The sequence below is a fragment of the Streptomyces sp. NPDC087310 genome (assembly GCF_044744405.1).
GTDB lineage: Bacteria > Actinomycetota > Actinomycetes > Streptomycetales > Streptomycetaceae > Streptomyces.
Map to the genome: position 1 here is coordinate 839,382 of NZ_JBIUYF010000001.1, position 17,351 is coordinate 856,732.

Sequence of the window (17,351 nt, forward strand, 5' to 3'; positions counted from 1 at the left end):
GCACCTCACCGTACGTTCGGTGAAGTTACCGACGGTTCAATCCTGCGTACCCGGTGATCTGTCTCACGCTCGTCGCGAGGCCCCTCGCGCGCGCTCTAGGGTGAGAACCAGTGACTTCCTTCGACTCCTCCCCCACCCTGAGCGTGTGGCGCGCCCTGCTCGCCCTCGCCGTCGTGTTCGTGATGCTGGCGACCACCGGATGGACCGCCGTCCAGCACCAGCGTGGTCCCGGCGAGCCGCTGACCGCCGCCTTCAGCGCATGGGAGCGGGGCCGGATAGGCGCCCGTCACCTGCCCGACCCGACCGGGCCCGCCAAGACGGTGGCCGCCTTCTTCGCGTCCCTCCACTCCGGGGAGCAGTCACAGCTCGCGCACCGGTACCCGCTCGCCGTCGGCAACCTCAACGGCGCCCCGGTCACCCTCCGCTACCGGGCCAACCGGATCGCGCTGACGCAGGCCCGCACGGTCGAGGAAGGCCGGATGCAGGACAGCAGGCTGTCCAGCGACGGCCGTCAACTCGCGAGCCGCCGCATGCACCGGTACGAGTCACTGCTCAGCGGCGGCCGGCAGATCCTCGCGTTCGACCCGTCGGGCCAGGGCCGGGTGGCCGAGGTCCAGGGCAACCTCGACCGCGCCCAGCGCGTCTCGCTCGTGGTGCCCGGGGTCGACACGAACGTCCTGACGTTCGAGCGCTCGGACCGCTGGTACTCGGCGACCGCGGGCATGGCCGAGTCGCTGTACTCCGCCGAACGCAGGGCCGACCCCGGTACCCGTACCGCCGTCATCGCCTGGGCCGACTACACCTCGCCCGCCGGGGTCGGGGTGGACGCGGCCATCGGCAAGCTCGCGGAGGACGGCGCCGTACGGCTCACCGCGCTCGCCGCCAGCCTGCCCGGCCGGTCGCGGATCTCGCTCTTCTGTCACAGCTACGGCTCCGTGGTGTGCGGGGTCGCCGCGCACGCCCTGCCCTCCCGGGTCACCGACGTCGCCGTCGCGGGCAGCCCCGGGATGCGGGTCGAGAACGCGGCGCAGCTCGGGACCCGTGCCCATGTGTGGGCCATGCGGGACCGTGACGACTGGATCCAGGACGTGCCGTACCTCGCCGTCGGCGGGCTCGGCCACGGCGCCGACCCGGTGACCCGGGCGTTCGGTGCCCGGGTGCTCTCGGCGGCGGGCGCGGCCGGCCACGCCGGTTACTTCGAGCCGGGCACGGAGAGCCTGGACAACTTCGCGGACATCGGAGTCGGGTCGTACCGCGCGGTGACGTGCGCGGACGCCGCCGGGTCGTGCCGGAGCGGAATCGCCTACGACGGCGAGACGATGGCCGGATAGGCAGCGGCCGTAGGCCACCCGCTTCCCGGCGGCGCGGCGCGCCCCACGAGGCCCGACGCGCGTAGATTCCCCCTCTTCGGCAGGCGACGCCAGCGCGCGCGCCGCCTACGATGAGGCACATGGGTGATGTGCTTGCGGGGATTCATGCCACCTGGGAGTTCGACAGCGACAGCGTGCTCATCCGCTTCGAACGCGGGATACGGACGCCGAAGCTCCTCTCGGCGCTGGGCGAACGCCGTATCCCTCACGAGGCGTTGTCAGCGGTGACGCTCGCTCCGGGCAAACGCGGCACGGTCGTGCTGCGCGCCGTGCCGAGACCGGGCGCCGACCCGCTCACGGAGGCCGCGGCCGGACAGCTCAAGGAGAGCGGCGATCCGTACCGGCTGGTGCTGCCCGCCGAGTCCGAGACTCTCGCCGAGTACTACGCCGACGAGCTGCGCGCGGCGCTCGCCGCCTCGCGGCTGCGGCGCGGGGGCCGGGGCACGGACGGCGGCCCGGCGCCCGACGAGCCCGCGGAACGGTATCTGGTGGCGGCGCCCGAGGGGCCGCGCCACTTCAAGGCGTACGACGGCAAGGCGTCCTTCGACGGCGAGACGGTCTCGTTCCGCTGGTTCTGGACAGGCGCGTCCTCCGCGAAGTGGAAGGCGGGCGACCAGAGCCTGCCGGTCACGGAGCTGGAGGGGGTCGAGTGGCGCTCCCCCGAACTCTTCAACGGCTATCTGCGCCTGCTGCCGCGCGACGGACACGGCGCGGCGGGCTCCGGGACCGGCTCCGGCGCGGGCTCCGGGGCCGGCGGAGCCGACCACGATCCGGCCGCCGTGGTCTTCGGGCTCGGCTACGGCCCGGTCCACGAGTCACTGCCGTTCGCGGCGGCCGTCCTGGAGGCGGTCCGCAGCGCGGCGACGAAGCGGGTGGCGGCCCCGGTCCTCGCGATGGTCCCGACGGGGCGGCGCGACCCGGCGGACGTGGCGGACCGGATCAGACACCTCGGGGAGCTGCACCAGGCGGGTCTGGTGACGGACGAGGAGTTCACCGCGAAGAAGACGGAGCTGCTGGCGGAGCTGTGAGCGCACGGGGTGGGGCGGGGAGTGGCGGGGCGAGGGCGTGGCAGGTGCGGGGCGGGGCGATTGCGGGGGCGGGCGTGGCAGGTGCGGGGCGGTGTGTCATACCTGGGTATGAGACGTGGACCGGCTCTCCGGTATGACGCCGACCGGCCGACGGCTGCCTAGGCTGACCAGGTCATGAGTACCGCTCCCCCGTCCCCGCCGCCCCCGGCCTCCCCGCGCTTCGCCTCCTCGCTCCGGAACCTGCGGGCGCTCGCCTCCTCGCTGCGCACCCCCTCGGACTCCGTCGAACCGCTCCTCTCGCACGCGCCCAGGCAGTGGCAGCGGCTCTTCCCGTACGGGGTGGTCCTCTGCTTCGCCGTCACGCTGCTGCCCGTCACCGCCTCGGTGCTCAGCCAGGACTACCTGCTCGGCGGCGGCTGGGCGGGGGCGCTGGCCACCGCGCAGAGCGCGCCGCTGCTGCTCGCCGTGACCCGGCCGCTCCAGGCGTGGTGGATCATCTTCACCGCCGATGTCCTCGGCGGGATCATGCTGCACGGCGCGGACGGGATCGACGGGCGGCCCTGGCCCTGGACGCCCATGGTGATCGTGGGCTACCTGGTGCTGATGATCTGCCTGGGGCTGCGCGAACCGCGCCGTACCCTGCTCGCCGTCTGGCTCGCCACCGGCCTCGCCGGACTCTTCTTCGAGGTGATCTCACCGGTCGGCGGCGACGGCACCCAGTTGCTGCTGTTCGTCCTCGGCGGGCTCTTCCTGGTGCTCAGCGCGGCGCTGCGCGAGCGCGGCGACGCCCAGCGCCGACTGGCCGAGCAGGAGACGATCAGCGAGGCGGAACGGGCCAGGCGGACCCTGCTGGAGGAACGCGCCAGGATCGCCCGTGAGCTGCACGACGTGGTGGCCCACCACATGTCGGTGATCACCGTGCAGGCCGACTCGGCGCCGTACCGGATCGAGGGGCTGCCGGACGCCGCGCGCGAGGAGTTCACCACGATCGCCTCCGGCGCCCGGGAGTCCCTGACGGAGATGCGGCGGCTGCTCTCGGTGCTCCGCAGCGACGGTACGGAGGGCGAGCGGGCACCGCAGCCGGGGCTCGACCGGGTGCAGCAGCTCGTGGAGGCGACCGTACGCGCGGGGGTCCCCGCCGAGCTGTCGATGCAGGCCGGGATCGGGGCCGTACCGCCGGCCGTGGACCTCTCCGCGTACCGCATCGTGCAGGAGGCGCTGGCCAACGTGGTGCGCCACGCGCCCGGCGCGCGGACCCAGGTGTCGGTGGTCGCCCACGCGGACCGGCTGACCGTCCTGATCGTCAACGGCGCGGCCACCGCACGGACTTCGCCGCTGGAGACCACCGGTACGGGACATGGACTGATCGGCATGCGCGAACGCGTACGGTTGACCGGCGGCACGCTGGACACCGGACCGCTGCCGGACGGCGGCTTCCGGGTCGCGGCCCGACTCCCCCTGACCGACGGCCTGACGGGCGATCCGACGAACGCGCCGAAGGGCCCGGCCCCCGAGGACACCCCTTGACCATCCGCGTGATCATCGTCGACGACCAGGCCATGGTGCGCGCGGGGTTCGCCGCGCTGCTGTCCGCGCAGTCCGACATCGACGTGGTGGGCGAGGCGCCGGACGGCCGCAGGGGCGTGGAGGTCAGCCGGACCGTCCACCCGGACGTGGTGCTGATGGACGTCCGGATGCCGGAGATGGACGGACTGGCCGCCGCCCGCGAGCTGTTGAGCCCGCCGGTGGGGGTGGTCCACCTCCCGAAGGTGCTGATGCTGACCACCTTCGACGTGGACGACTACGTGTACGAGGCGCTGCGCGCCGGCGCGTCCGGCTTTCTCCTCAAGGACGCGCCCCCGGCCGATCTGATCGCGGCCGTACGGATCGTCGCGGCCGGTGAGGCGCTGCTCGCGCCCTCCGTGACCCGCCGGCTGATCGCGGACTTCGCCCAGCAGCGGCCCGTCCCGCGCAAGGACCGGGCGCTGCGGCTGCGCGGGCTGACGCCCCGGGAGACCGAGGTGCTGGAGCTGATCGCGCGCGGGCTCTCCAACCTGGAGATCGCCGACCGGCTGGTGGTCGCCGAGCAGACGGTGAAGACCCATATCGGCCGGGTGCTCTCCAAGCTCGGGCTGCGGGACCGCGCACAGGCCGTGATCTTCGCGTACGAGTCGGGCCTGGTCACCCCGGGCGACGCGCCCGCCTGAGCCCCTGAGTACCCCCACTACCCAGGTATGACACCGTAGTTGGCCCTCCGGTGTGATGTCCGCCCGTACACCCTCTTCCTACCTTCCTCCTCGCCGCCTCGACGGACGGGAGCGGAAGAGGGGGGACGTACATGCGCCGCTACAAGAGGACTCTGGCCGCCGCCGCGCTGGCGACGACCGTGGTCGGGGGGACGGCGGGCTGGGCCGCGGGCGATGCCCAGCAGGCCGTGACCGGGCCGCCGCCGGGGAGCGCGGCCTGGCGGGCGGACGGTTCGCCGGGCCGGCCGCTGCCCGATCCGGGCACGGCGAGCCCGCGCGACGTCGCCTCCTTCTTCCGTACGCTGACGCCCGGCCGGCAGCGGGAACTGGCCCACCGGCACCCCTCGGTCGTCGGGAATCTCGACGGGGCGCCGGTGGCGCTGCGCTACGAGGCCAACGCGCTCGCGATCCGGGCCACGCACGACCCCCGGTACGGGCGCCTCGCCGAGCCCGGCCGGCGGATCCTCGCCTTCGACCCGCGCGGCCGGGGCCAGGTGGCCGAGGTGTACGGCGATCTGACGGCCGCTCGCCATGTCTCCGTCGTCGTGCCGGGCTCGGACATCGACGCGGGGACCTTCGACCGCGCGAGGGACCCGTACGGCACGCCCGCCGGGATGGCCACGTCGCTGCGGGCCGCGACGGGCGGCCGTACCGCCGTCGTCGCCTGGGTGGGCTACACGACCCCGGTGGGCGTCGGTCTCGACGCGGCCACCGGGGACCTCGCCGAGGCGGGGGCCGGGCGGCTGGCCCGGTTCACCCGGGGGCTCGTGGCGGCCGGGGCGGCGAAGCCCGCGCTGTTCTGCCACAGCTACGGCTCGGTGGTGTGCGGGCTCGCCGCCCCCGAGGTGAACGCCACCGACATCGTGGTGTCCGGCTCGCCCGGGATGCGCGCCGACCGGGTCGCGGACCTCCGTACGGAGGCGCGTGTCTGGGCGGCGAAGGACCCGTCCGACTGGATCTCCAAGGTCCCGAACGTCGAGTTCGCGGGGCTCGGCCACGGCCCCGACCCGGCCGGCGCGGACTTCGGCGCCCGCCGGGTGCCCGCCGCCACGGCCCACGGCCACACCGGCTACTTCGTCCCGGGCACGGACTCGCTCCGCGCCTTCGCCGCCATCGCGCTCGGTGGGAGCGCCGGCGCCCGCACGACGGGAGAGACGCGATGATCGCCGAGACCGTGGCATCGGCCGCGGCGAAGATCGAGGCGCGCACCCCCGCCTCCCGCGACCGCGCCGTCGACGGGCTCCGCGCCCTCGCGCTGCTCGCCGTACCCACCGGGCACTGGCTGCTCGGCGGCTTCACGCTCGACGCCGACGGCGCGCTGCACAACGCGAGCCCCCTCTCCACCTTCGGCGGCTTCGCCCCGGTGAGCTGGGTGCTCCAGATGCTGGGCATCTTCTTCCTGGTCGGCGGGTACGCCTCCGTCCTCTCGTACCGCAGAAGGCGCTCCACGACCGCCGCCTGGCTCCGTGGGCGCGTGGTGCGCCTGGGCAGGCCGGTCCTCGGGGTGACGGCGGTGTGGGCGGTGCTGCTGCCCGTGCTGTACGCGCTCGGGGTGCCCGCCACGACCCTGCGGACCGGGTCGACGCTGGTGATCCAGCCGCTGTGGTTCGTGGGGATCTACGTGATCGTGACCGCGCTGACCCCGTACTGCGTCGCCGCCGCGCGCCGGCTCGGCGCCTGGGCCGCCGCCCCGCTGCTGGTCTCGGTCGCCGCCGTCGACCTGCTGCGGTACGGGCCGTACGCGGAGGCCGTACCGTCCTGGCTGAGCGTGCTGAACATCCTGCCGGGGTGGCTCTTCGCGTACCAGCTCGGCGTCTCCTGGGGCGAGGGGCGGATCGGGCGGCGCGGGGCGCGGGTGCTGCTCGTCGGCGGCGGCCTGCTCTTCGCCGTACTGCTGGTGGTCTTCCACTACCCGGCGTCGATGGTCGGGGTGCCAGGAGAGGTGCGGACCAACTCGCATCCGCCGTCGCTGCTGGTGCTCGCCCTCGCCGCAGCGCAGAGCGGTGCGGCGATCCTGGTCAGGGACCGGCTGGGGCGGCTGCTGGCGCGGCCCGCGCTGTGGGCGCCGGTGGTGGTCGTGAACCTGTCCGCGATGACGATCCTGTGCTGGCACCAGACGGCGATGCTCGCCGTCGCCGTGCCCGGCTCCTTCGCCGGCGAACTGGCCGGACTGACGACCTCGCCGGACACACTCGGCTGGATCCTGGCCCGGCTGTCGTGGCTGCCGCTCTTCGCGACGCTGCTGGTGGTCATCGGCCGGTACGCGCGCGGTTTCGACGCGCCGTGGGAGACCGGGACACGGCGCGCGAGGGCCCGCCGCGCGGCGGCGGGGCTGCTCGCGGCGGGCTTCGCGGTGTTCGCGCTGGGGCTGGCGTGAGCCCCACGGCTCGCGTGGGCCGTGGGGCTCGCGTGGGCCGTGGGGCCGGCGCTGCTCGCCGGGGGCCGGCTACTCGCGGGAGGTCGACGCGAAGCTCATGTCGGCGTACCGGCCGCCCGCCACCTTCGCCGCGATCGGCTCCAGGAGGCTCAGCTCGCTCTCGGTGAGGATGAGGCGCGTCGCTGCGGTGTTCTCCTCGACCCGGGTGCGCCTGCGGGTGCCGGGGATCGGTACGACGGCCAGGCCGTGCAGCGGCGCCTGCTGCTGCACCCAGGCGAGCGCGACCTGGCCCGGGGTGGCGTTGCGCCCCTCGGCGATCTTGCGGACCGGGTCCAGCAGGGTGGCGTTCGCCGCGGCGTTGTCACCGGTGAAGCGCGGCTGCCGGCGGCGGAAGTCGTCGGCGCTCAGCTCGCGCTCGGCGTGGACGAACGAGCCGGTCAGGAAGCCCCGGCCGAGCGGGGAGTACGGCACGAGCGCCACGCCCAGCTCGGCGGCGGCCGGGACGGCGCTCCGCTCGACGTCGCGGCTGAACAGCGACCACTCCGACTGGAGCGCGGTGATCGGGTGCACGGCGTGGGCCGCGCGCAGCTCGGCGCCGGTGACCTCGCTCAGCCCGAGGTACTTGACCTTGCCCTCGTCGACCAGTTCGGCCATGGCGCCGACGACCTCCTCGATGGGGACGTTCACATCGCGCCGGTGCATGTAGTAGAGGTCGATCTGCTCCACGCCGAGCCGCTGGAGGCTGGCCTCGACGCAGCCGCGCAGATAGGCGCGGTCGTTGCGGATGGTCCGCCTGGTGATGTCGTCGGGGTCGACGCCCAGGGCGAACTTGGTGGCCAGGACGATCTCGTCGCGGTGCGCCGCGACGAACGGCGCGATGAACTTCTCGTTCTCGCCGTTCCCGTACACGTCCGCCGTGTCGTACAGGGTCACGCCGAGCTCCAGGGCGCGCTCCAGGGTGGCCCGCGCCTCGTCGGCGTCGGTGGGCCCGTACGCGAAGCTCATGCCCATGCAGCCGAGCCCCTGGGAGCCGACCTCCGGGCCGCCGGTGCCCAGGCGTACCTTCTCGATCCTGCCGTCGTTCGTGCCGTGACCCGCGCTGTGGCTCTTGTTGTCGCTCATCGGGTTCAGAACCTCTCCGACGCCGTGCGGGCGTCCGCGTAATAGCTGATCTTGTGGTCGAGTACGGACACGGTGTCCTGGAGCTCCGCGATCCGGCGCAGGACATCACGGCGGGTCCGTTCCAGCAGCTCCTGGCGCTCCTCGAACGTGTCGTCGCCTACCCGGAGAAGCTCGGCGTAACGGACCATGTCCGCGACGGGCATCCCGGTCAGCCGCAGTTTGGTGACGAAGATGAGCCAGTCCAGGTCCCGGTTGCTGAAGCGGCGCTGCCCGGTGTGCGACCGGTCGACGTGCGGCATGAGGCCGATCCGCTCGTACCAGCGCAGGGTGTGCGCGGTGAGTCCGGTGAAGGCGGCGACCTCGCTGATCGTGTAGCGGTCCTGGCCGTTGGGGCGCGGATGCGCGGGCGGCGAGGCGGTGCAGCTCTCCACGCGGGCTGTCCGTACGGGGCTGGTCTGGATCAGCGTCATGTCGTCAACGCTAGAACCTTCGAGTGCACTCGAAGCAAGTCCTTACGCCCGAATGATCGCGGTGGTCCCGCCCCTGGTCGGACCGTACGGGCCCCCAGGGCGCCCCTCGGGGTGTCGTACCCGCCCAGTAGGCTCGTGCGCATGCAGAGCCTGGCGATGATCGAGAACTGGCCCGTGCCGCACGCCGCGGCCGTCGTCGTACGGGGGGACGGGAGCGTCGCCGGGTCGTACGGGCCCACGTCGCGGCGTTTTCCGCTCGCCTCCGTGACCAAGCCGCTCGCCGCGTACGCGGTCCTCGTGGCGTACGAGGAAGGCGCCGTCGAGCTGGACGAGCCCGCCGGGCCCGAGGGGGCCACCGTGCGGCATCTGCTCGCGCACACCAGCGGGCTGGCCTTCGACGAGCACCGTACGGCAGCCGCGCCGGGCGCCCGGCGGCTCTACTCGAACGCGGGCTTCGAGGTGCTGGGCGACCATGTCGCCAAGGCCACCGACATCCCCTTCGCCGACTACCTCCGCGAGGCCGTGCTCGAACCGCTCGGGATGACCGGCACGACGCTGCCGCCGGGCGGTTCGCCCGCCAAGGACGGGGTGTCGACCGCCGACGACCTGGCGCGGTTCGCCGCCGAGGTGCAGGCGCCCCGGCTGCTCGACCCGCGTACGGTCCTGGAGGCGATGAGCGTCGTCCACCCGGGGCTCTCCGGCGTACTGCCCGGGTACGGCAACCAGAAGAACAACGACTGGGGTCTCGGCTTCGAGATCCGGAACGGCAAGTCCCCGCACTGGACGGGGGGTTCGTCGTCGCCGCGCACCTTCGGCCACTTCGGGCAGTCCGGTACGTTCCTGTGGGTCGACCCGGACGCGGGGGCCGCCTGCGTGGCCCTGACGGACCGGGACTTCGGGCCGTGGGCGATCGAGGCGTGGCCGCCGTTCACGGACGCGGTGCTCGCGGAGCTGGCCGGGCCCCACGCGGCCCGGTAGCGCCCGTCCACAGCGCGTCCGTCAGGCCGGCATCTCCCAGAGCAGCGCCTCGGCCGCCGCACTCCCCGTCCCCGGCCCGGCGACCAGTTCGAGACCGCGCGCGTCCGTGATCCGCGCCGAGTCACCGGGGCCCAGCTCCCCCGTGCCCCCGGCGCCCTCGGTCCGGTCGGGGCCGTCGAGCCGTACCGCGCCCCGCACCACGTGCACGTAGACCGACGGCGCGTCCGGCACGGCGGAGCGCTCGCCCGCCCGCAGCCGCCGTACGTGCAGCATCGCGCCGGCCCGCGGCAGGGCGTACGGCGTGGCGTCGGCGATGCCCCGTACGACCTCGTACGCGGGCTCGCCGCCCGGCTCCAGCGGCGCCAGCCACATCTGGACGAAGACCAGCGGGACCGCCCCGTCGTTGCGCTCCACGTGACGCACCCCGCCCGCGGAGCTGAGCCGCTGGACGTCTCCCGGGCGGACGACCGTGGCATGTCCGGCCGAATCGCGGTGGGTCAGCTCGCCCTCGACGACCCAGGTGACGATCTCCGTGTGACTGTGGGGGTGTTCGTCGAACCCGGCGCCGGGTTCGAGCCGCTCCTCGTTGCAGGCCAGCAGCGCGCCGAAGCGGAGGTTGTCCGGATCGTAGAAGTGCCCGAAGGAGAAGGCGTGCAGCGACTCGACGCCCGCGGCGGCGTCGCCGCCCGCGTAACGCTCCGCTGCGTACCGTACGAGAATCACGTTTCCACCGTAGCCCCGCCCCATGGCCCCGGCCCCACGGGCACCCGACCCGATAAGGCAGTCTTGTCCCGTGCCTGAACCCTCGAACGAACCCCATCCGCACCCCGCGACGCTGCGGCGGCTGGAGCAGTCCTCAGGACGGCTCGCCGCGAACGCCATCGCCCGCATGGACGAGACGCTGCCGTGGTACCGCGCGATGCCGCCGGAGAACCGTTCGTGGATCGGGCTGGTCGCGCAGGCGGGCATCGCCGCGTTCACCGAGTGGTTCCGTCACCCGGAGACCCCGCAGGCCATCTCCACGGACGTCTTCGGTACGGCGCCGCGCGAGCTGACACGGGCGATCACCCTGCGTCAGACCGTCGAGATGGTGCGGACCACGATCGAGGTCATGGAGACGGCGATCGGGGAGGTGGCCGCCCCCGGCGACGAGTCCGCGCTGCGGGAGGCGCTGCTCGTCTACGCCCGGGAGATCGCCTTCGCCACCGCACAGGTGTACGCGCAGGCCGCCGAGGCGCGTGGCGCGTGGGACGCGCGGCTGGAGTCGCTGGTCGTCAACGCGGTGCTCTCCGGTGAGGCCGACGAGGGCGCGGTCTCCCGGGCGGCGGCGCTGGGCTGGAGCTCCCCCGACCATGTCTGCGTGCTGCTCGGCACGGCCCCCGACGGGGACAGCGAGCTGACCGTGGAGGCGATCCGGCGGGCCGCCCGCCACGCCAAGCTCCAGGTGCTGACCGGGGTGCTGGGCGACCGGCTCGTGGTGATCGCGGGCGGCAGCGACGATCCGCTGAAGGTCGCCAAGGCGCTGATCGGCCCGTACGCGGCCGGTGCGGTCGTCGCGGGCCCCGTGGTGCCCGATCTGCTGGCGGCCACGAAGTCGGCGCAGGCCGCGGCGGCGGGCCTCAAGGCGTGTTTCGCCTGGCAGGACGCCCCGCGCCCGGTGCTGGCGGACGATCTGCTGCCGGAGCGCGCGATCGCCTCCGATCCGGCGGCGCGTGAGCAGTTGGTGGAGGAGATCTACAGACCGCTCGAAGAGGCCGGGTCGGCGCTGCTGGAGACTCTGAGTGTCTATCTCGAACAGGCGAGCAGTCTGGAGGGCGCCGCGCGGATGCTCTTCGTCCACCCGAACACCGTGCGCTACCGGCTGCGACGTGTGACTGACGTCACCGGATGGTCACCCTCCGACGTCAGGTCCGCGTTTACGCTGCGGATTGCCCTGATCCTCGGGCGTCTGGCCGACGGGGATCCCCAGTCCTAGACTTTTGTCGTACCCCAACAATTCCCCCAGCGGTTCTTCGTTCCTGTCCCCACGGGCGGTGAGGACCGTCCACAAGAGAGAGTGTGAGTGTGCTCGTACTCGTCGCTCCCGGCCAAGGCGCTCAGACGCCCGGCTTCCTGACCCCCTGGCTCGATCTCCCCGGCGCCGAAGACCGGCTGCGGGCCTGGTCGGCCGCCATCGACCTGGATCTGGTCCACTACGGCACGAAGGCCGACGCGGACGAGATCCGCGACACCGCCGTCGCGCAGCCGCTGCTGGTGGCGGCCTCGCTGCTGGCGGCGCGCCAGCTCTTCCCGGCCGCCGCCGACCTCGCGCCGCACGTCGGCGCGGTCGCGGGCCACAGCGTCGGTGAGCTGGCCGCCACGGCGCTCGCCGGTGTGTTCTCGGACGACGCGGCCATGAGCCTCGTACGGGCCCGGGGCCTGGCGATGGCCGAGGCCGCCGCCGTCACCGAGACCGGGATGTCCGCGCTGCTCGGCGGTGACCCGGAGACCACGCTCGCCCACCTCGACAAGCTCGGTCTGACACCGGCGAACGTCAACGGCGCCGGTCAGATCGTGGCGGCGGGCACGCTCGCGCAGCTCGCCGCGCTGGCCGAGGACAAGCCCGAGGGCGTACGGCGCGTGGTGCCGCTGAAGGTCGCCGGGGCGTTCCACACGCACCACATGGCGCCCGCCGTCGAGAGGCTGGCGGCCGCCGCCGCCTCCGTCGACACCGCCGACCCGGCCGTCCCTTACGTCTCGAACAGCGACGGCGCCGCCGTTCCCACCGGCTCCGAGGTGGTGGCGCGGCTGATCGGCCAGATCGCCAACCCGGTGCGCTGGGACCTCTGCATGGAGACGTTCCAGGAGCGGGGGGTGACCGCGCTGGTGGAGCTCTGCCCCGGCGGCACCCTGACCGGGATCGCGAAGCGCGCCCTGCCCGGCGTGACGACCCTGGCGCTGAAGACCCCCGACGACCTCGAAGCGGCCCGCGCCCTGATCGCCGAGCACTCCTCCGCCCCGTCCTTGCCCGCCGCGCACCAGTCCTCGCACTCCTCCACGGCTGAATAAGGAGCCAGAGAGCATGTCGAAGATCAAGCCCAGCAAGGGCGCCCCGTACGCGCGCATCATGGGCGTGGGCGGCTACCGTCCGGTCCGGGTGGTGCCGAACGAGGTGATCCTCGAAACGATCGACTCGTCCGACGAGTGGATCCGCTCCCGCTCCGGTATCGCGACCCGTCACTGGGCCTCCCCGGAGGAGACCGTCGCCGCGATGTCCGTCGAGGCTGCGGGCAAGGCCATCGCCGATGCCGGGATCACTCCCGAGCAGATCGGCGCCGTGATCGTCTCCACCGTCTCGCACTTCAAGCAGACCCCGGCCATCGCGACGGAGATCGCGGACCGGATCGGCGCGGGCAGGCCCGCCGCGTTCGACATCTCCGCGGCGTGCGCCGGCTTCGTCTACGGACTGACCCTGGCCAAGGGCCTGGTCGTCGAGGGCTCGGCCGAACACGTCCTGGTCATCGGCGTGGAGCGGCTCTCGGACCTGACCGACCTGGAGGACCGCGCGACGGCCTTCCTCTTCGGTGACGGCGCGGGCGCCGTCGTCGTCGGCCCCTCGAAGGAGCCGAAGGTCGGGCCGACGGTGTGGGGCTCCGAGGGAGACAAGTCCGACACCATCAAGCAGACCGTGCCGTGGGACGATTTCCACGCGGGGTCCATGGAGAAGTTCCCGGCCATCACGCAGGAGGGCCAGGCGGTCTTCCGCTGGGCCGTCTTCGAGATGGCGAAGGTCGCCCAGCAGGCGCTGGACGCCGCAGGCATCACCCCGCAAGATTTGGATGTCTTCATTCCGCATCAGGCCAACATGCGGATCATCGACTCGATGGTGAAGACTCTGAAGCTGCCGGACAGCGTCACGGTCGCGCGCGACGTCGAAACCACCGGCAACACCTCGGCCGCCTCGATCCCGCTCGCTATGGAGCGGATACTGGCGACCGGGCAGGCGAAGAGCGGTGACACCGCGCTCGTCATCGGCTTCGGGGCGGGTCTCGTGTACGCGGCGACGGTCGTTACCCTCCCCTAGGCACACCGGATCATTCCGGAGCGCCTTCCGTAATCCTCTGCTCAATATCTGCTCAATATCGAAGGAGATCGCCCACCATGGCCTTCACCCAGGAAGAGATCGTCAAGGGTCTCGCCGAGATCGTGAACGAGATCGCCGGTATCCCCGAGGAGGACGTCCAGCTCGACAAGTCCTTCACCGACGACCTGGACGTCGACTCGCTGTCCATGGTCGAGGTCGTCGTCGCCGCCGAAGAGCGCTTCGACGTGAAGATCCCGGACGACGACGTCAAGAACCTGAAGACGGTCGGCGACGCCGCCGACTACATCGTCAAGCACCAGCAGGTCTGACAGCTCCGAGGCACGACTCCGGATCCCTCCGGAGAGGTCCCTCCGGACACGTCTGACGCCTGACGCCTGACCCGTTCATCGCGGCAGACGCCACCCGGTGGTGGCGCCGTAACAAATTCAGCACCCTCTACACGTGGAGAAGAATTCCAGTGAGCCAGACCAATCGCACCGTGGTCGTCACCGGTATCGGCGCAACCACACCACTGGGTGGCGACAGCGCTTCGACCTGGGAGGGTCTGCTCGCCGGCCGCTCCGGAGTACGGCCCCTGGAAGGCGAGCGCTTCGCCGACCTGCCGGTCCGGATCGCCGCCACCGCTGCCGTCGACCCGTACGACGTACTGCCCCGGCCGCTCGCCCGCAAGCTGGACCGCTCGGCGCAGTTCGCGCTGATCGCGGCCAGGGAGGCATGGGCGGACGCCGGTTACACCGCCAAGGCGGGCGACGACCCCACGGTCGACGCCGACCGGCTCGGCACCGTGATCGCCTCCGGCATCGGCGGCGTCACGACCCTGCTCGACCAGTACGACGTGCTCAAGGAGCGCGGCGTACGCCGCGTCTCCCCGCACACCGTGCCGATGCTGATGCCCAACAGCCCCTCCGCCAACGTCAGCCTGGAAGTGGGCGCCCGCGCGGGCGTGCACACCCCGGTCTCCGCGTGCGCCTCGGGCGCCGAGGCCGTCGGCTACGCGGTGGAGATGATCCGTACGGGCCGTGCCGACGTGGTCGTGGCCGGCGGTACGGAAGCGGCCATCCACCCGCTGCCCATCGCGGCGTTCGCCAACATGATGGCGATGTCCAAGAACAACGACGAGCCCACCAAGGCTTCGCGCCCCTACGACAAGGGCCGCGACGGCTTCGTCCTCGGTGAGGGCGCCGGTGTCGTCATCCTGGAGTCCGCCGAGCACGCGGCCAAGCGCGGCGCGCGCGTCTACTGCGAGGTGCTGGGCCAGGGCCTCTCCTCGGACGCCCACCACATCGCGCAGCCCGAGCCGACCGGCCGCGGCATCGCGAAGGCCATGCACAACCTGCTGGACTCCTCGGACCTCAAGCCGTCCGAGATCATGCACCTCAACGCGCACGCCACGTCCACGCCGCAGGGCGACATCGCCGAGATCAAGGCGCTGCGCCAGGTCCTGGGCGACGACCTGGACCATGTCGCGATCTCCGCCACGAAGTCGATGACCGGCCATCTGCTGGGCGGCGCGGGCGGTATCGAGACGGTGGCCACGGCCCTCGCGCTGTACCACCGCACGGCCCCGCCGACGATCAACCTCAACGACATCGACGAGGAGGTCGACGCGGACGTGGTGCGCGGCGAGCCCCGCACCCTGCCGTCGGGCACGATCGCGGCGATCAACAACTCGTTCGGCTTCGGCGGCCACAACGTGGTGCTGGCGCTGCGCACGGTCTGAGTCCGAGTGACGTGAGGAAGGGGGCGCCCGGACCGGGCGCCCCCTTCCTCACGTCATCCCCTCGTCCCTCGTCCTCTCATCCCTCGTCCCTCAGACGTCCTGGCGGCGCGTCCTGACCGCCGCCAGCCCCAGCGGTACGGCCGCGTAGAGAAGCATCACGACGGCGGCGGCCACCGGCGACAGGGACGCGCCGTAGACCGAGTGCGCGTTGCCCGCGCCCGCCAGCTCCCCCGGAAGCGCCCCCGGCATCAGTGAGTTGAACCGGCGATCCCACGGCGTGGGCAGGGCCTGCGCGAACATCGGGACGACGTAGAGCAGCCCGACGACGCAGACGACCGCCCCGGCCGTGGAGCGCAGCAGCGCCCCGAGGCCGAACCCCAGCAGACCGGTCATCGCCACCGCCAGACTCTGCGCGAGCAGCAGTCCTGTGGTGTGGGCCGCCGGGTCGGTGAGGAAGCGGATGGGACGGTCGCCGACGATCGCCAGCGTCCCGTACGACGTGGCGAACACGGCGGCCAGACCGGTGGCGAGCGCGACCGCCCCGACGATCAGCGCCTTCGCGCACAGCACCCGGCTGCGGCCCGGCACGGCGGTCACCGTGGTCCTGATCATGCCGGTCGCGTACTCGGTGGTGATCGCCAGCGCCCCCAGCACCCCCAGGCTCACCTGCGCGACGACCATGACGAGCGGTTCCAGCGGGGTGACGGACAGATGCGCGCGGCCGGTGGCGTCCGTACCGTCCCAGAGACCGGCGGCGTACCGCGCCAGCAGACAGCACCCGGCCACGGCCAGGGCGACGACGGCGAGGACGGTCGCGGTGGAGCGGACGGTGCGCAGCTTCAGCCACTCGGCCGCGAGAACATCGGTCATGGGGGATGTGGCTGTGGGGGCTGGAGTTGTGGAGACTGACGGCGTCATCCGGAGGTCTCCCTCGCGCTCGCGACCGTGCTCGTGCTCGCGCGGAAGTCCGCCTCCTCGGCGGTGAGTTGCATATAGGCGTCTTCCAGCGAGGCGTTGCGCGGGGTGATCTCCCATACGGCGATGGAGCGTTCCGCCGCCAGTTCGCCGATCGCGGAGACCTCAAGCCCGGTGGCCACGAGCCGGTCGCCCGGCTCCGCCGCCACGCGCGCCCCGGCGGCCTCCAGCAGGGCGGCCAGTTCGGCCGCGCGCGGGGAGCGGACGAGGACGCCCGTGCTGTAACGGTCGGTGAGTTCCCGTACGGAGGTGTCGGCGATCAGCCGGCCGCGCCCGATGATGACCAGCCGGTCGGCCGTCAGCTCCATCTCGCCCATGAGATGGCTGGAGACGAGGACGGTACGGCCCTCCCCCGCCAGTTCGCGCAGATACTCCCGGAACCACCGCACCCCGTCCGGGTCCAGCCCGTTGACCGGCTCGTCGAGGATCAGCACCCCGGGGTCGCCGAGCAACGCGGCGGCGATCCCCAGGCGTTGGCGCATGCCGAGGGAGAAGCCGCTGACGCGCCGGCCGGCGGCGGCGCCGAGGCCGACCTGTTCCAGGACCGCGTCCACGCGACGGCGGCCGATGCGGTGGGTACGGGCCAGCCAGCGCAGATGGTTCACGGCGCTGCGCCCGCCGTGGACCGCGCCGGCGTCGAGCAGCGCGCCCACCTCGTGCAGCGGACGTGAAAACCCGGCGTAGGGGCGGCCGTTGACGCGGGCCGCTCCCGAGGTGGGCGCGTCCAGGCCGAGGACGACCCGCATCGTGGTGGACTTGCCCGCGCCGTTCGGTCCCAGGAAACCGGTCACGGAGCCGGGCGGGGCGTGGAAGGACAGGGCGTCGACGGCCGGCCGGGGCGCGGTCCGTCCGTACAGTTTGGTGAGTTGGTTGACTTCGATCACGTGGGCCACGGTGCGGCGCGGGGACGGGCGGGCGCATCGGGCGCGGGTATGGCATCCCCCGGTATGAGGCGGTGCGGCGCGGGCCCCGCATAGGGTC

At 72.8% G+C, this 17,351-nt stretch carries 17 protein-coding genes; 12 read left to right on the top strand and 5 right to left on the bottom strand.

The features are described from left to right. Nucleotides 1-110: 110 nt before the first annotated feature. From ACIO3P_RS03335 to ACIO3P_RS03360, 6 genes are all read left to right on the top strand, one after another. Nucleotides 111-1,331, top strand: coding sequence for an alpha/beta hydrolase (locus ACIO3P_RS03335; RefSeq protein WP_329827309.1), 1,221 nt, complete (start codon nt 111-113; stop codon nt 1,329-1,331). A gap of 119 nt (nt 1,332-1,450) precedes the next feature. Continuing rightward, nucleotides 1,451-2,398: a DUF4429 domain-containing protein gene (locus ACIO3P_RS03340; RefSeq protein WP_329827308.1), complete on the top strand. Its 948-nt coding sequence runs from the start codon at nt 1,451-1,453 to the stop codon at nt 2,396-2,398. Nucleotides 2,399-2,572: 174 nt separating this feature from the next. Then, on the top strand, nt 2,573-3,925 hold the full coding sequence (locus ACIO3P_RS03345) for a sensor histidine kinase (RefSeq protein ID WP_401850581.1): 1,353 nt from the start codon (nt 2,573-2,575) through the stop codon (nt 3,923-3,925). Continuing rightward, nucleotides 3,922-4,605, top strand: a complete 684-nt coding sequence (locus ACIO3P_RS03350) for a response regulator (RefSeq protein ID WP_401850583.1) — start codon at nt 3,922-3,924, stop codon at nt 4,603-4,605. The genes ACIO3P_RS03345 and ACIO3P_RS03350 overlap by 4 nt, the downstream gene beginning before the upstream one ends. 131 nt (nt 4,606-4,736) lie before the next feature. After that, nucleotides 4,737-5,807: an alpha/beta hydrolase gene (locus ACIO3P_RS03355; protein WP_401850584.1), complete on the top strand. Its 1,071-nt coding sequence runs from the start codon at nt 4,737-4,739 to the stop codon at nt 5,805-5,807. Continuing rightward, on the top strand, nt 5,804-7,021 hold the full coding sequence (locus ACIO3P_RS03360) for an acyltransferase (protein WP_329827302.1): 1,218 nt from the start codon (nt 5,804-5,806) through the stop codon (nt 7,019-7,021). Before ACIO3P_RS03355 ends, ACIO3P_RS03360 begins: the two co-directional genes overlap by 4 nt. A 69-nt stretch (nt 7,022-7,090) precedes the next feature. Here ACIO3P_RS03360 and ACIO3P_RS03365 read toward each other — a convergent pair whose 3' ends face one another. Beyond that, complete coding sequence (locus ACIO3P_RS03365) at nt 7,091-8,143, bottom strand: aldo/keto reductase (RefSeq protein ID WP_329827301.1); 1,053 nt, start codon at nt 8,141-8,143, stop codon at nt 7,091-7,093. Between the two features lie 5 nt (nt 8,144-8,148). Then, nucleotides 8,149-8,613, bottom strand: coding sequence for a MerR family transcriptional regulator (locus ACIO3P_RS03370; protein ID WP_329827299.1), 465 nt, complete (start codon nt 8,611-8,613; stop codon nt 8,149-8,151). Between the two features lie 141 nt (nt 8,614-8,754). Between ACIO3P_RS03370 and ACIO3P_RS03375 the strand changes: the two genes are divergently transcribed. After that, nucleotides 8,755-9,591, top strand: a complete 837-nt coding sequence (locus ACIO3P_RS03375; RefSeq protein ID WP_401850586.1) for a serine hydrolase domain-containing protein — start codon at nt 8,755-8,757, stop codon at nt 9,589-9,591. A gap of 21 nt (nt 9,592-9,612) precedes the next feature. Here the strand turns inward: ACIO3P_RS03375 and ACIO3P_RS03380 are convergent, their stop codons facing one another. Then, entirely contained in the window at nt 9,613-10,338 is a 726-nt protein-coding gene (locus ACIO3P_RS03380) for a pirin family protein (protein WP_401850588.1), read from the bottom strand. On the opposite strand from ACIO3P_RS03380, the gene ACIO3P_RS03385 reads away from it, so the two are divergent. The 5 genes from ACIO3P_RS03385 to fabF all read left to right on the top strand — a co-directional run bounded on the left by ACIO3P_RS03385 (nt 10,337) and on the right by fabF (nt 15,395). Then, on the top strand, nt 10,337-11,566 hold the full coding sequence (locus tag ACIO3P_RS03385; protein ID WP_399295253.1) for a PucR family transcriptional regulator: 1,230 nt from the start codon (nt 10,337-10,339) through the stop codon (nt 11,564-11,566). The genes ACIO3P_RS03380 and ACIO3P_RS03385 overlap by 2 nt on opposite strands. 89 nt (nt 11,567-11,655) lie before the next feature. After that, the gene (locus tag ACIO3P_RS03390) at nt 11,656-12,639 is read left to right on the top strand and encodes an ACP S-malonyltransferase (protein ID WP_401850893.1); all 984 of its coding nucleotides are present in this window, start codon (nt 11,656-11,658) and stop codon (nt 12,637-12,639) included. A gap of 13 nt (nt 12,640-12,652) precedes the next feature. Further along, a complete protein-coding gene (locus ACIO3P_RS03395) occupies nt 12,653-13,654 on the top strand; it encodes a ketoacyl-ACP synthase III (protein WP_329827291.1) in 1,002 nt (333 codons plus the stop codon). Nucleotides 13,655-13,731: 77 nt separating this feature from the next. Continuing rightward, on the top strand, nt 13,732-13,983 hold the full coding sequence (locus tag ACIO3P_RS03400) for an acyl carrier protein (RefSeq protein ID WP_329827289.1): 252 nt from the start codon (nt 13,732-13,734) through the stop codon (nt 13,981-13,983). A gap of 149 nt (nt 13,984-14,132) precedes the next feature. Further along, on the top strand, nt 14,133-15,395 hold the full coding sequence (fabF, locus tag ACIO3P_RS03405; protein WP_329827286.1) for a beta-ketoacyl-ACP synthase II: 1,263 nt from the start codon (nt 14,133-14,135) through the stop codon (nt 15,393-15,395). A 90-nt stretch (nt 15,396-15,485) separates the two neighbouring features. On the opposite strand, the gene ACIO3P_RS03410 is transcribed toward fabF, so the two are convergent. Further along, nucleotides 15,486-16,265 (bottom strand): hypothetical protein, encoded by a 780-nt coding sequence (locus ACIO3P_RS03410; protein WP_329827284.1) that lies wholly within the window; start codon nt 16,263-16,265, stop codon nt 15,486-15,488. A gap of 44 nt (nt 16,266-16,309) precedes the next feature. After that, nucleotides 16,310-17,254: an ABC transporter ATP-binding protein gene (locus ACIO3P_RS03415; protein WP_401850590.1), complete on the bottom strand. Its 945-nt coding sequence runs from the start codon at nt 17,252-17,254 to the stop codon at nt 16,310-16,312. Nucleotides 17,255-17,351 lie beyond the last annotated feature (97 nt).

Excerpts from the sequence above, each read along its gene's own strand:
- ACIO3P_RS03340 (WP_329827308.1), top strand. The coding sequence starts at position 1,451 with ATGGGTGATGTGCTTGCGGGGATTCATGCCACCTGGGAGTTCGACAGC.
- ACIO3P_RS03345 (WP_401850581.1), top strand. The coding sequence starts at position 2,573 with ATGAGTACCGCTCCCCCGTCCCCGCCGCCCCCGGCCTCCCCGCGCTTC.
- ACIO3P_RS03355 (WP_401850584.1), top strand. The coding sequence starts at position 4,737 with ATGCGCCGCTACAAGAGGACTCTGGCCGCCGCCGCGCTGGCGACGACC.
- ACIO3P_RS03360 (WP_329827302.1), top strand. The coding sequence starts at position 5,804 with ATGATCGCCGAGACCGTGGCATCGGCCGCGGCGAAGATCGAGGCGCGC.
- ACIO3P_RS03365 (WP_329827301.1), bottom strand. The coding sequence starts at position 8,143 with ATGAGCGACAACAAGAGCCACAGCGCGGGTCACGGCACGAACGACGGC.
- ACIO3P_RS03370 (WP_329827299.1), bottom strand. The coding sequence starts at position 8,613 with ATGACGCTGATCCAGACCAGCCCCGTACGGACAGCCCGCGTGGAGAGC.
- ACIO3P_RS03375 (WP_401850586.1), top strand. The coding sequence starts at position 8,755 with ATGCAGAGCCTGGCGATGATCGAGAACTGGCCCGTGCCGCACGCCGCG.
- ACIO3P_RS03385 (WP_399295253.1), top strand. The coding sequence starts at position 10,337 with ATGGCCCCGGCCCCACGGGCACCCGACCCGATAAGGCAGTCTTGTCCC.
- ACIO3P_RS03380 (WP_401850588.1), bottom strand. The coding sequence starts at position 10,338 with ATGGGGCGGGGCTACGGTGGAAACGTGATTCTCGTACGGTACGCAGCG.
- ACIO3P_RS03395 (WP_329827291.1), top strand. The coding sequence starts at position 12,653 with ATGTCGAAGATCAAGCCCAGCAAGGGCGCCCCGTACGCGCGCATCATG.
- ACIO3P_RS03400 (WP_329827289.1), top strand. The coding sequence starts at position 13,732 with ATGGCCTTCACCCAGGAAGAGATCGTCAAGGGTCTCGCCGAGATCGTG.
- ACIO3P_RS03410 (WP_329827284.1), bottom strand. The coding sequence starts at position 16,265 with ATGACCGATGTTCTCGCGGCCGAGTGGCTGAAGCTGCGCACCGTCCGC.